General features: G+C 64.3%; 11 protein-coding genes. 6 read left to right on the forward strand and 5 right to left on the reverse strand.

Going from position 1 to position 12,240, the window contains the following annotated elements; all coding sequences use genetic code 11:
- The first annotated feature begins 2 nt into the window (after positions 1-2).
- On the forward strand, positions 3-635 hold the full coding sequence (locus tag IVB29_RS25450) for a hypothetical protein (protein WP_247506150.1): 633 nt from the start codon (positions 3-5) through the stop codon (positions 633-635).
- A 134-nt stretch (positions 636-769) separates the two neighbouring features.
- On the forward strand, positions 770-2,245 hold the full coding sequence (locus IVB29_RS25455) for an FAD-binding oxidoreductase (RefSeq protein WP_247506151.1): 1,476 nt from the start codon (positions 770-772) through the stop codon (positions 2,243-2,245).
- A gap of 26 nt (positions 2,246-2,271) precedes the next feature.
- Here IVB29_RS25455 and IVB29_RS25460 read toward each other — a convergent pair whose 3' ends face one another.
- The 3 genes from IVB29_RS25460 to IVB29_RS25470 all read right to left on the reverse strand — a co-directional run bounded on the left by IVB29_RS25460 (position 2,272) and on the right by IVB29_RS25470 (position 5,491).
- A complete protein-coding gene (locus IVB29_RS25460) occupies positions 2,272-2,808 on the reverse strand; it encodes a hypothetical protein (RefSeq protein ID WP_247506152.1) in 537 nt (178 codons plus the stop codon).
- Between the two features lie 219 nt (positions 2,809-3,027).
- Entirely contained in the window at positions 3,028-4,587 is a 1,560-nt protein-coding gene (locus tag IVB29_RS25465; RefSeq protein ID WP_247506153.1) for a carboxyl transferase domain-containing protein, read from the reverse strand.
- On the reverse strand, positions 4,517-5,491 hold the full coding sequence (locus IVB29_RS25470) for a helix-turn-helix domain-containing protein (RefSeq protein WP_247506154.1): 975 nt from the start codon (positions 5,489-5,491) through the stop codon (positions 4,517-4,519). Before IVB29_RS25470 ends, IVB29_RS25465 begins: the two co-directional genes overlap by 71 nt.
- A gap of 96 nt (positions 5,492-5,587) precedes the next feature.
- On the opposite strand from IVB29_RS25470, the gene IVB29_RS25475 reads away from it, so the two are divergent.
- From IVB29_RS25475 to glsA, 4 genes are all read left to right on the forward strand, one after another.
- Complete coding sequence (locus IVB29_RS25475) at positions 5,588-5,809, forward strand: biotin/lipoyl-containing protein (protein WP_247506155.1); 222 nt, start codon at positions 5,588-5,590, stop codon at positions 5,807-5,809.
- A 167-nt stretch (positions 5,810-5,976) separates the two neighbouring features.
- Positions 5,977-7,143 (forward strand): TAXI family TRAP transporter solute-binding subunit, encoded by a 1,167-nt coding sequence (locus IVB29_RS25480; RefSeq protein ID WP_247506156.1) that lies wholly within the window; start codon positions 5,977-5,979, stop codon positions 7,141-7,143.
- A 238-nt stretch (positions 7,144-7,381) separates the two neighbouring features.
- Positions 7,382-9,457, forward strand: a complete 2,076-nt coding sequence (locus IVB29_RS25485; RefSeq protein WP_247506157.1) for a TRAP transporter permease — start codon at positions 7,382-7,384, stop codon at positions 9,455-9,457.
- A 21-nt stretch (positions 9,458-9,478) separates the two neighbouring features.
- Positions 9,479-11,323 (forward strand): glutaminase A, encoded by a 1,845-nt coding sequence (glsA, locus tag IVB29_RS25490; RefSeq protein WP_247506158.1) that lies wholly within the window; start codon positions 9,479-9,481, stop codon positions 11,321-11,323.
- 16 nt (positions 11,324-11,339) lie between these two features.
- Here glsA and IVB29_RS25495 read toward each other — a convergent pair whose 3' ends face one another.
- Both IVB29_RS25495 and IVB29_RS25500 read right to left on the reverse strand, forming a co-directional pair.
- Positions 11,340-11,642: a nucleoside triphosphate pyrophosphohydrolase family protein gene (locus IVB29_RS25495; RefSeq protein WP_247506159.1), complete on the reverse strand. Its 303-nt coding sequence runs from the start codon at positions 11,640-11,642 to the stop codon at positions 11,340-11,342.
- 26 nt (positions 11,643-11,668) lie between these two features.
- The gene (locus tag IVB29_RS25500) at positions 11,669-12,196 is read right to left on the reverse strand and encodes a carboxymuconolactone decarboxylase family protein (RefSeq protein ID WP_247506160.1); all 528 of its coding nucleotides are present in this window, start codon (positions 12,194-12,196) and stop codon (positions 11,669-11,671) included.
- Between the last annotated feature and the right edge of the window lie 44 nt (positions 12,197-12,240).

Below are 12,240 nucleotides of genomic sequence, written 5' to 3' on the forward strand. Positions count from 1 at the left end.
CCATGAAGAGATCTCTGATCGCGGTCGTCTTCGCGGCCTCGTCAATCGCCGCCCTCACGGGCATAGTCGTGGCCAAGGACGAGCCCGCCAAGGGCGTACTGCCGCCGGGCAGCGTCAGCCGCGCCGAGGGGCTGGAGGCCTGGAAGCGGATCGAAGCGGTGGTGACGCATCCGCGCTGCGCCAACTGCCACGTCGATGCCAAGGCGATTCCGATATGGACGCCGGCGGGCGAAACCAGACCCCGCGTGCACGGCATGAACATCCATGGCGGCGAGAGCCGGATCGGTGCTGAAGCGATCCCCTGCTCGACTTGTCACATGACCTCCACCCAGGCGAACGAACCGGCGCCGTCGCCGCCGCGCGCCGGCATCGACTGGCAGCTTGCCCCGGTCGCTTTCATCTGGTTCGGCAAGAGCGGCACCGAGATTTGCGCGCAACTGAAGGATCCCAAGCGCAACGGCGGGCGCGACGCCGCCGGCCTCGTCGAGCATCTGCGGCACGACGCATCGCTGAACGGCTTCATCCCTCGTGGATGGGCGCCCGGCGCAGGCCGCTCGACGCCGCCGGGCAGTTTCGAGGAGCACGTCAAGGACATGGCGCTGTGGGGAGCAGCCGGACAGCCCTGCCCGAATTGAAATCCGTGCGTCCGACTCGTTCTCGACCGCGGTTCAAGGCAGATTGCCGTTAGACTCCACGGCACAAACGTGGAGAATACCCCGAAGCACGTCACGTGCGCAGTACACATCAAGATGTACCCAGGGGAAACAAAATGCCGGCTGCCTTTCCGTCGTCCGCACCCATCATCCCGACCGCGCCCTTGACCGCCCAGATGCGCGATGCGTTGCGCGCGATCGTGGGCGAAAAAGGTTTCATCGAGGACGAGCACGGCAAGCAGCCGTTCGTGACGGACTGGCGTGGACTGCTGGTTGGAGGTGCCGGCGCCGTCATTCGTCCAGGTAGCACCGAGGAGGTCTCGAAGGTCGTGCGGCTCTGCCATCAGCACGGCGTCGCGATCGTGCCGCAGGGTGGCAACACCGGCCTGATGGGTGGGGCCACACCGTGGCCCGCGCATACCGGCATCGTGTTGTCGCTGGGCCGCATGAACCGCGTGCTCGACGTCGATCCCGTCGGCTATGCGATGACGGTCGAGGCCGGCTGCGTTTTGCAGACGCTTCAGGAGACCGCGGCCAGCCACGACAGGTTCCTGCCCCTGAGCCTTGGCGCCCAGGGCTCGTGCGTGATCGGCGGCAATCTCTCGACCAACGCCGGCGGCGTGCAGGTGCTACGCTATGGCAGTGCTCGCAATCTCGTTCTGGGGCTCGAAGTCGTCTTGCCCAACGGCGACGTCTGGGACGGATTGCGTGCGCTCAAGAAGGACAACACGGGCTACGACTTAAAACACCTCTTCATGGGCGCCGAAGGCACGCTCGGCATCATCACCAAGGCCGTCCTCAAGCTGTGGCCGGCACCCAAGGACGTCTGCACGGCATGGCTCGCCGTCCGCGATCCCCGCGCGGCGCTGGAGATCCTGTCCGAAGCGCATGCGGCCTCCGAGGACAATGTGGGCTCCTGCGAGCTGATGAGCCGCAGCGCCATCGACATGGTGCTGCGCCACATCCCCGGCACCCAGGATCCGCTGAGGGCGGACACGCCATGGTACCTGCTGCTGGAATGGTCGTCCGCGCGGGCACGCCAGGACGGGACCGAGGGCATGTCCGAGAAGCTGGAGCAGTTCCTCGCCGATCAGCTCGAGGCGGGCCGCGTGCTCGATGCGGCGATCGGGCACTCGGTCGGTCAATCACGCAACATGTGGCGCATCCGCGAGGGTGTCGCCGAGGCGTCGCGGGCTGAAGGTCCGGGGATCAGCTACGACGTGTCGGTGGCGATCTCCAAGATTCCTGATTTCATCGACAAGGGGTTGAAGGCCGTGCTCGAGATTCTCCCGAGCATTCGTCCCTATCCGCTGGGCCATATCGGCGACGGCAATCTGCACTTTTCGTTCATGGCACCGAAGGGGATGGATCAGCAAACGCTAACCCAATACTCGGCTGCCATCACGCGGGCCGTGAACGATCTCATCACCTCGATGGGCGGCTCGATCTCGGCGGAGCACGGCATCGGCATCGACAAGCTCGACGAGCTCAGCCACTACCGGTCGAAGACCGAGCTCGACATCATGCGCACCATCAAACGCGCGCTCGATCCTGAGAATATCATGAATCCCGGCAAGGTGCTGCGGGTGTGACCGATGCCGAGCACCCTGCCATGGTCTCAGCCGCGCGGATTGACGACCGTGTAGCCCCGCAGCGAGCGCGCGTGCATGCGCGTGGCGTGACCGCCCGAATTGGCGTCATATGCCATCCACGTGTCGCCTCCGAGGTGCTGCTCAAGAACGAAGACATGCCCGTGCCGCGCTGCGACCATTCCGGGCGCCGGCGCCGTGCGCGGGAAGCGCAGCCAGTTGGACGCGAGGTTCAATTCCGGCACGACACGGCCGAATACGCGCAGGGCCGCGCCGCAGCCGCAAAAAGAGGAAGGGCAGCCGGCCGGACGACCGCCGACGACGCGATCGCCGGTGGTGCTCATCGTCATGGCGGTGCTTCCCGTATCGCTCACCGTCATTTGCGCTGAGCGATAGGCCTGCAACGAGGCCCTGGAAGCCCGTTCGCGGCGCGGTTGCGCATACGAGAAATCGCAGGGCATGGTGATGTTGCACTCGGGCGCTTGATGAGTGCGATAGGGCCGCGCTTCCGCGGCGGCGAAGCTGACAATAACGAAGATGCACGCAGAAAGAACTCGCTTGATCATTGCAGGACTCTGAGTTGGAGGGTCCTGCCCCGATCGGGAGAAACCAATGTAGGTTTGTCCGAAATGGGCCTGAAGGGCGGCGGAAAATGGCGGTCAGTGCGCGTAGTTAACCTGGATCAACTTTCCCGGCCTGGAACCACAACTTATGCGCGACCGTCGTCGCGCCTACCGAAGCGAGGATGCAAGCCAGATAGAGGTTCGTGCAAGGACCGCCGCGTTTCACGGCCTAATCGAAAAGTTCTCCGGCGGCCCTGCCTTCCGCAGCGGCTCGGCGAGCCTTGCGAACTCGCACAGCAGTGACCTCGTCTTCCTGGGATCGATGATCTCCTCGACCCAGAATTTTTCGGCCGAGCGGAACGGCGAGCGGAGTTTGTTGAGACGCCCCTGGATCTCCTCCAGCTTCGCCGCCTTGTCCTCGGCCGCGTCGATGTCGGCGCGGTAGGCGGCTTCGATGCCGCCTTCGAGTGGCAGCGAGCCCCAATAGGCCGACGGCCAGGCGTAACGGATCGAGAAGCGATCGGCCGGCTGATGCACGACACCGGCGACGCCGAAGGCGTTGCGCAGGATCACGGTGCACCAGGGCACGGTGGTCTGGTTGACCGCGGCCATGGCGCGGACGCCGTGGCGGATGGTCGCCGCCTTCTCGGCATCGAGGCCGATCATGAAGCCGGGGCAGTCCATGAGATAGACGATCGGCAGATGGAAGGTCTCGGCGAAGTCGACCCAGCGCACCACTTTCTGGCAGGCATCCGCCGTCCACGAGCCGCCATAGTGAAAGCTGTCGCTGGCGAGCACCATCACCGCCCTGCCCTCGAGCCGCGCCAGGCCGACGATGAGCGGCTTGCCGAAGTTCTTTGCGATCTCGAAGAACGAGCCCTTGTCGACGACCGATTCAATGATCGGCCGCATCTTGTAGACCTGCTTGCGGTTGCGCGGCACCGCGTTCATCAGCGCTTCTTCGCTGCGCTCCGGATTGTCGGTGCAGGGCAAGGTCGGCGGCAGCTCGTAGACTGATGACGGCAGATAAGAGAGGAAACGCCGCGCGCAGGCGAACGCTTCCTCTTCGGTGTCGACGGCATGATCGACCGCGCCGGCCCGGGTCTGGATGTCGGCGCCGCCGAGCTCTTCCTTCGAGAGGTCCTGCCCCAGCGCCTTCACCACCGGCGGCCCCGCTACGAACATCGCAGACTTCCGGGTCATGATGGAATAGTGGCTGGCGGCAAGACGGGCGGCGCCGAGGCCCGCGACCGAGCCGAGGCCGAGCGCGACGACCGGCACGCGCGACAGGTTCTCAATCGTGAAGCGATACCAGCGGGTGCCGCCGATGCCGCCCGGCAGATTCGCCGCGCCCTTGGTCTCGATGGTCTTGACCGAGCCGCCGCCGCCGGAGCCTTCGATGATGCGGACGATGGGCAGGCGGAAGTCGTGCGCCATCTCCTCCGCCATCAGCGGCTTTGCCGAGATCGACGCATCAGCCGAACCACCGCGGACCGTAAAATCGTCGCCGACCACGACCACGGTGCGGCCGTCGACGCGCGCGCGGCCGAACACGCAGTTCGCCGGCGTCAGTTTCTGCAGCTCGCCGCTGGAATCGTACTCACCGATGCCGGAGACGGCACCGATCTCGTGAAAGCTGCCCTTGTCGGTCAGTCCCTCGATACGCTCCCGAACAGTCAGCCGGCCCTGGTCATGCTGGCGCTTGACCTTGTCAACGCCGCCCATCTCCCGCGCGAAGGCTTCGCGCCGGGCGAGCTCGTCGAGTTCCGGCTTCCAGTTCATCCACTCCCTCCGAATTGATCGGCTTGTTATTGTTATGCACGGCCATTGCGACCGGTTTGCGCGAGATGCGGTTGTTGAAGACGTCGCCTTCCGCGCCCTCGAGCAGGCTGCCGAGCGAGCGACCGAGCGCGACCATCAGCGGCGCGACCTCGGCATGCAGACGCTGCTCGTCGTACATCGACGACAACAGACCGATCGTGATGACGACGAAGGTCTGGTACTGCGGCGACCAGATCGGCACCGCGAGACCGTTGATGTGCGGGCTCCAGATGCCGCAGGCCGTGACATAGCCGCGCTCATGCAGCGACTGCCGGTTAGCCTCGATGCGGGGCCTCAGGATCTTTGCGGCCTCGGGCGCTTCACGCTCCATATCGGTGATGAAGGCGTCGCCGAGTTCTGGCGCCAGCGCCGCCGTGTAGGCCGCGCCCGCGGCGGTCGAGGCCATCGAGATGCGGCTGCCGGTGCCCTCATGCAGGCCGAGCGCAGCAGCCGAGCGCGCGAACTGGAGATAGACCAGATGGAAGCGATCGGGCACGACGAAGCCGACCGTGCCCGGAAGCTGCTCGGCGACTTCCTGGAGCCGCTGCCGGATCATGCTGCGCAGCTGCGCGCCCTTCATCATCGAAGCGCTCATCGCCACCGCGCTCGGGCCGATGCGATATTTTTGGTCACGCGGCAGGTAAACCAACTGCCCCATCCGCGTCAGCGTGTGCGTGAGCCGCGACACGGTGGAGCGCGGCAAGCCGCAGCGATTTGAAATCTCGAGATTGCCGAGCCGCGCCTCGTGGCCCTCGAAGCATCGCAACACGTCGAACGCACGCGACACCACCTGGATGACATCACCCTCACCGGCGTCGCCAGCGAGCGCGCCTTGCCTACTCAACCGCTCCGAACGTCGTCCCATCTGTTCCCTACCGCTTGTTCCGCTGTGCGGAATTAAATTCCACTTGCAGACGACGCTACCTCAGGCATTTTGCGACGACAACAAAAAGGCGATGGCATGCCAGAAATAAAGATCGTCACGGAAGTCGCGGGACGCATCTGCGCAACGCCCGTGCAAGTTGGAGGAACCGTTGCGGATGGTGACGACGTTGTGGTCGTCGAAGCCATGAAGATGGAAATACCCGTATCCTCACCTGCGAGCGGCACGATCACATCGCTGCTCGTCAAGCTCGACGATGTCGTTACCGAAGGACAAGCGATCGCGATCGTCGTGAGCTGACTGCATTAACCCCGGGCTTCCGCGACAATCTGTCTGCCGCTTTCCTGCGTTCACGGTACGGCGTTGCCATCGCCCGGTCGCGATGACATGATCCGCCTCAAACAAGATCTGTTTCAAACAAAGAACGAAAATCTTCGCGGCCAACGCGGGGGTCATTGGAGGGAAACATGTTTCGTGGGCTGGTCATGCTCGCGCCTGCCTTGGTTGCGGGCATTTCTTTTGCGTCTACACGCTATGCATGCGCCGAGGACATCAAGCTGCCGGCGACATTGACGTTCACCGCCTATGACACCGGCACTGCCGGCTTCAACATCGCGGTCGGCGTCGGCAAGATGATGAAGGACAAATACTCAACCGATGTGCGCGTGCTCCCCGCGGGCAACGACGTCGCGCGGCTTGCACCGCTGCGCGCCAAGCGCGCCGCCGCATCGGCGATGGGATCGGGCTCCTATTTCGCGCAGGAAGGCGTGTTCGAGTTCGGCTCCAGGGAATGGGGCCCGCAGCCGCTGCAGATCATGCTCTCGAGCGTCGATTGCAATTGCGGTTCGCTTGGCGTTGCCGCCGATAGCGGGGTGAAAGATCTGAAAGACCTGAAAGGCAAGCGCGTCGGCTTCGTGGTCGGCTCGCCCGCGCTGAACCAGAATTCGCTCGCGGTGCTCGCCTTCGCAGGCCTGACGCAGAAGGACGTCAAGATCGTCGAGTTCGCAAGCTACGGCGCGATGTGGAAGGGCCTGATCAACAACGACACTGATGCAGCCTTCGGCACGACCATCACCGGCCCCGCCAAGGAAGCCGAGACCTCGCCGCGCGGCCTGGTCTGGCCGCCGCTGCCCGCCAAGGACAAGGAAGGCTGGGCACGGATGCAGAAGGTCGGCTCGTTCTTCTTCCCGCAGACCGCCACTTGCGGCGCCGGCATTTCGCCCGAGAAGCCGATCGAGCTTGGCAACTATCCCTACCCGATCTTCGTCGCCTACGCCTCGCAAGCACCCGATCAGGTCTATGCGATGACCAAGGCGATGATCGTGAACTACGACGCCTACAAGGATTCCGCGCCCGGCGCCGGTGGGCTTGCCGCCGACCGGCAGACCAAGAACTGGGTGGTGCCCGTGCATCCCGGCGCGGTGAAGGCTTTGAAGGAAGCGGGACAATGGAGCGATGCGCAGGATGAGCACAACAACAAGCTGATCAAGCGGCAAGAGGTGCTTGGCGCGGCGTGGGCGGAGTACGGCAAGTCCAATCCGCCGGCCGATGACAAGGCATTCCTCGACGGCTGGATGAAGGCGCGCGCGGCGGCGCTGGCCAAGGCCGGCATGCCGAACGGGTTCGAGGACTAGTCTCGCAATGGGACCGATGGTTGCCAGGACGACAGTGCGCCCCCTCTCCCGCTTGCGGGAGAGGGCTGGGGAGAGGGTGGGTCCGCGGTGGGATTCCCCCAGAGGAAAGAGCCCTCACCCGCGCCTTCGGCGCGACCTCTCCCGCAAGCGGGAGAGGTTCAGAGCCTGCGGCCACATTCGATTCTCCAACGGCCATTCGCCCTAGTCAGCAATTAGCAGCCCACGCGCAGGGTCGATCATGTCGTCTGCTTCAATCTCCACGGCCCCCAAGGATGAGGCCAAGCGGATCGTGTTCGACGATCCGCACGGCGCTGCCGGCAACATGCAGGAAGCGGAGGTTACGCGCGTGCGCACCTTGCGCGGCGCCTGGCGCTGGACGCTGATCGCTGCGACCGCAGCGACGATCCTGCTCTGCATCAACCAGCAGTTCTCGCTGCGATTCTTCATTGGCTACACCCAGCTCAACACGGAGTATTTCTACCTCCTGATCGCCTTGATGCTGCCGTTCACCTTCCTGATTTTTCCAGGCACGGCGCGCGCGCCGCTCGACCGCATTCCCTGGTATGATCTCGTCTTGTTCATGGGGACGTTTGCTGCGGCATTGCTGCTGATGTCGAACGTGCGCAAGGCGGCCGAGGCCGGCTGGGAATTCGGCGGCGCACCGAACACCGTGATCGCGGCGGGCCTCGTGATGTGGGCCATGCTGATGGAGGCGCTACGCCGCACCGGCGGCTGGAGCCTGTTGCTGAGCGTCTTCCCCTTCACCGTCTATCCGCTGTTTGCAGAATCCGGCTGGCTGGGTCCGTTCCGCGGTACGCAGTCGACGCTGGAGCAGGCGACGGCCTATCACGTGCTCTCGGGCGAGAGCCTGCTCGGCATTCCCATCCAGGCCTTTGCCGACACCGTGATCGGCTTCCTGGTGTTCGGCACGGCGCTGATGATGACCGGCGCCGGCAAATTCTTCATCAACCTCGCCTTCGCGCTGTGCGGCACCTTCCGTGGCGGCGCGGCAAAGGTCTGCATCTTCGCCAGCGGCCTGCTCGGCATGATGTCAGGCTCGATCATCTCCAACGTGCTGACCGCCGGCACCATGACCATTCCTGTCATGAAGAAGAGCGGCTTTCGCGCCTCCTATGCCGGCGCGATCGAGGCCTGCGCCTCCACAGGCGCGGTGCTGGCGCCGCCGGTGATGGGCGCGACCGCCTTCGTGATCGCGCAGTTCCTCAATGTCAGCTACGCCGATGTCGCGATCGCCGCGATCATTCCGGCGGCACTCTATTACATCGGCCTGTTCATGCAGGTGGATTCCTACGCCGCGCGGCACGGGCTGAAGGGCATTCCGCGGGCCGAGTTGCCGCGGATCATGGATACGATCAGGGACGGCTGGTACTACGTCTTCGTCATCGCGCTGCTGATCGTGATGCTGCTGTATTTCAAGCGCGAGAGCCATGCGCCGTTCTATGCGACCGCGCTGCTGCTCGTGCTCAACCAGCTGTTCTCCAGGGACACGCGCTGGACGCTCGCGACCATCGGCAAGTTCCTCGAGGTCAACGGACGCACCTTCGTCGAGCTCGTCGGCATTCTCGCCGGCTGCGGCCTGCTGATTGGCGCGTTCTCGATGACCGGCGTGGTATCGAGCCTCGCCAACGATTTGCTGCGCATTGCGGGCGACAATCCGTTCCTGCTGCTCGGCATGTGCGCCCTCACCAGTCTCATTCTCGGCCTCGGGCTGACGACGACGGCCTGCTACATCTTCCTCGCCATCCTGGTCGCGCCCGCGCTGGAAAAGCTCGGGCTGAACAAGATGGCCGTGCACATGTTCATCTTCTATTGGGGCATGCTGTCGTCGATCACGCCGCCGGTCGCGATCGCCTCCTTTGCGGCCGCCGGCATCGCGGGCTCGCCGGCGATGAAGACCGGTTGGGAATCGATGTGGGTCGGCAGCATCATCTATTTCATCCCGTTCTTCTTCGTGCTCAATCCGGCGCTGGTGCTGCAGGGGCCGAGCCCTTATCTTGCCGGCCTCGGCCTGATGGCGCTTGCCGCGTTCGGGACGCTGTTCATCTGCGGCGGCATCCAGGGCTACCAGCCCTTCGTCGGCGATCTCCGCGGCGCGGGCGCGCTGGAATGGCCGATCCGCGTGCTGCTGGTGATCGGCGGCTTCGTCGTCGCCACGCCCGGCGGCGGCATCATGCCGCTGTCACAGATGCAGGTGACGCTGCTCGGCCTTGCCATCCTCGTGCCGACCGTTCTGATCGCCCTGCTGCTGGTGCGGCGGCAACCGCCGCTGCCGGACGGGTTGCGCGCACCCTGATTGCGTTGCACAAGAGGGGCGATGACCAACTCGCCGCCCGCCTCTGCCTGGATCCGCTCAAAACCGCCCTTGCTGCGGTTTCTGAACACTTGCCTCAACGAATTCTCCGCCGAGATGTCAGGCCATGTCGCCGACTACATTCCCGAACTGAGCAAAGCCGACCCTGCCTATTTTGGCATCAGCCTCGCGACGCTGGATGGCCATGTCTACGAGGTCGGCGACTCCAGGGTGCCCTTCACCATCCAGTCGATGTCAAAGCCGTTCGTGTTCGCGCTGGCGCTGGATCTTCTGGGCGCTGGCAAGGTCGAGAGTGCGATCGGCGTCGAGCCCTCGGGCGACCCCTTCAACTCAATCCGCCTCAACTCCGACAACCATCCGTTCAACCCGATGGTCAATGCCGGCGCGATCGCCTGCACCGGGCTGATCTACGACAGCAAGGGCGCTGATGCCTTCGAGCAGATCCGCCTCGCGCTCAGCCGCTTTGCGGGGCGCGATCTCGCTGTCGACGAGGCGGTCTATTCATCGGAGAGCCAGACCGGCGACCGCAACCGCGCGATCGGCTATCTGCTCAAGACCAACGCGGTGATCTCGAAGAATGTCGCAGGCGTCCTCGACGTCTATTTCCGGCAATGCGCGGTGCTGGTCACGGCGCGCGACATCGCGGTGATGGCGGCGACGCTTGCCAATCGCGGCGTTAATCCGGTGACGGGCGAGCAGGTGCTGACGCCGTATGCGATCTCGCGCACGCTCTCGGTGATGACGTCCTCCGGCATGTACGACTATGCCGGCGAATGGATCTACCGGATCGGCATTCCCGCCAAGAGCGGCGTCGGCGGCGGCATTCTGGCGGCGCTCCCTGCCCGCCTGGGCCTCGGCAGCTATTCGCCAAAACTCGACAAGCACGGCAACAGCGTGCGCGGCATCAAGGTCTGCGAAGCCCTGTCCTCGCATTACGATCTGCACATGCTCAACCGCAGCGACGACGCCCGCAACGCCGTCATCGCCGACTACGACATCGGCAAGAGCCCGTCGCGGCGGGTGCGCCGGCCGCAGGAGCGCGAGATTTTGGCCGCGCACGAGCAGGAGGTGCGGATCATCGAGCTGGTCGGCACGCTCTCGCTCTCGGCGGTCGACTACGTCTCGCGCCGGCTCGCCGGACGGCCACGGCCGCAATTCGTGATCTTCGATCTCCACCGCGTCACCTCCACCACGCGCGCCGGTGCGCGGCTCGTGGCCGAAGCGTTCGAGGAGCTCGCCGCGCTGAATGTCACCGTGGTCTTGTCCGGTGTCAGGCGCGCCTCCAAGGAATGGAATACGCTGCGGGAGTGGACGGCGGAGCTGAAGAACGTCCGCGACTTCTATCTGCTCGACACCGCGATCGAATGGGCGGAGGACCAGATCGTCTACCGCTATGGCGGCTCGATCGACTTTCACGAGACCACCGAGCTTGCCGAGCAGCCGCTGCTCGAAGGCCTCAGCGCGGAGGAAGTCACCGAGCTCGGCGCGATCTGCACCATCAGGACCTACCAGTCCGGTGCAAAGATCCTCACCACCGGCGATCCCGCCGATTCCCTGTTCTTCCTGCGCAGCGGCGCCGTGCACGTCACCCTGCCCGATGGCGTCCGGCTGGCGACGCTGACCGCCGGCATGGCGTTCGGCGAGATGGCCCTGATCGAGACCACCCGCTCCGCCGACGTGTTCGCCGACATGGCCGCGACCGCGTATGAGGTCCCCTTGAAACATTTTGAGCACTTTCGCGAACAGCACCCGCGCGCCAGCGAACGCATCATGCGCAACCTGGCGCAACTACTGGCCGATCGGCTGATCGTCGCCAATGCCAAGGTGGATATTTTGACCTCGACTTGAGCGCGACGGTTGCAGCTCAGCGGCTCGCCGCCTCGCTGATCCGCCGATTGATCTTGGCCGCACTCGCCTTGAGCAATTCGGATGGCTGCTGGCCGGTCGCGGCGCACAGGCAGGCCCAGTAATAGATGACATCGCCGAGCTCTTCGACGAGACCCGCCTTGTCGAGCCAGTCATCGCGCAACAGCTTCTTGATGTGCTCGGCCACCTCGCCGGATTCACCGGCGAGGCCGAGACCGAGATAGGACAGCCGCTCGTTGGACGGATGCTCATCGACTTTCGCAATGCTCGCGGCCCAGGCCGCATATTCATCGATCGTCATCGGCAGACCTCGCCGCGGTTTTTGAATCAGCCCACCACTTCCGTGACCGGCTGGAGATCGATCTCGAACGTCTCCAAAAATTTCGACGTCATGATGTAGAAACCGACCGAGAGCTGCAACTCGACCAGTGCGCCCGGCGTCAGCTTTGATGCGATCGCCTTGAAGGTCGCATCCGTCGGCTTGTTGAGCTTCACGATCTCGTCGGTGAAGGCGAGCGCGGCGCGCTGCGTCTCGTCGAAACAGGCCGCCGCCTGCCAGTTCTCGAGCGCCTCGTTCTGCTCGTCGGTGACCCCGACATTCTTGCCGATGCGCTTGTGCGCGACGATCTCGTACGGCGCCTCGCACAAAATCCCGGTGCGCGTGATCGCGAGCTCGCGGACGATGGGATCAAGTTCGCCCTTATGCCTGATAGCACCGCCGAGACGGCAATACTGCTCAAAATAGCTCGGCGAATGCGCCATCATACGAAAAATATTGGCGTGGCGGTTCTTGTCGAGGATTTCGCGGGTGCGGTCGGACGCGTTGATCGGGTCGCTGTAGATGATACGGGCCATCAGTCACCTTGGGTCTTGTTGTCGTTTTTTGGCAGTCCCCAAGA

This window comes from Bradyrhizobium sp. 1 (genome assembly GCF_023073315.1).
Classification (GTDB): Bacteria; Pseudomonadota; Alphaproteobacteria; order Rhizobiales; family Xanthobacteraceae; genus Bradyrhizobium.

What these genes read in the sequence shown, in the direction of transcription:
- IVB29_RS25485 (WP_247506157.1), top strand. Translation starts at nt 7,382, where the DNA reads ATGTCGTCTGCTTCAATCTCCACGGCCCCCAAGGATGAGGCCAAGCGG.
- IVB29_RS25465 (WP_247506153.1), bottom strand. Translation starts at nt 4,587, where the DNA reads ATGAACTGGAAGCCGGAACTCGACGAGCTCGCCCGGCGCGAAGCCTTC.
- IVB29_RS25495 (WP_247506159.1), bottom strand. Translation starts at nt 11,642, where the DNA reads ATGACGATCGATGAATATGCGGCCTGGGCCGCGAGCATTGCGAAAGTC.
- glsA (WP_247506158.1), top strand. Translation starts at nt 9,479, where the DNA reads ATGACCAACTCGCCGCCCGCCTCTGCCTGGATCCGCTCAAAACCGCCC.
- IVB29_RS25450 (WP_247506150.1), top strand. Translation starts at nt 3, where the DNA reads ATGAAGAGATCTCTGATCGCGGTCGTCTTCGCGGCCTCGTCAATCGCC.
- IVB29_RS25460 (WP_247506152.1), bottom strand. Translation starts at nt 2,808, where the DNA reads ATGATCAAGCGAGTTCTTTCTGCGTGCATCTTCGTTATTGTCAGCTTC.
- IVB29_RS25480 (WP_247506156.1), top strand. Translation starts at nt 5,977, where the DNA reads ATGTTTCGTGGGCTGGTCATGCTCGCGCCTGCCTTGGTTGCGGGCATT.
- IVB29_RS25500 (WP_247506160.1), bottom strand. Translation starts at nt 12,196, where the DNA reads ATGGCCCGTATCATCTACAGCGACCCGATCAACGCGTCCGACCGCACC.
- IVB29_RS25455 (WP_247506151.1), top strand. Translation starts at nt 770, where the DNA reads ATGCCGGCTGCCTTTCCGTCGTCCGCACCCATCATCCCGACCGCGCCC.
- IVB29_RS25470 (WP_247506154.1), bottom strand. Translation starts at nt 5,491, where the DNA reads ATGGGACGACGTTCGGAGCGGTTGAGTAGGCAAGGCGCGCTCGCTGGC.
- IVB29_RS25475 (WP_247506155.1), top strand. Translation starts at nt 5,588, where the DNA reads ATGCCAGAAATAAAGATCGTCACGGAAGTCGCGGGACGCATCTGCGCA.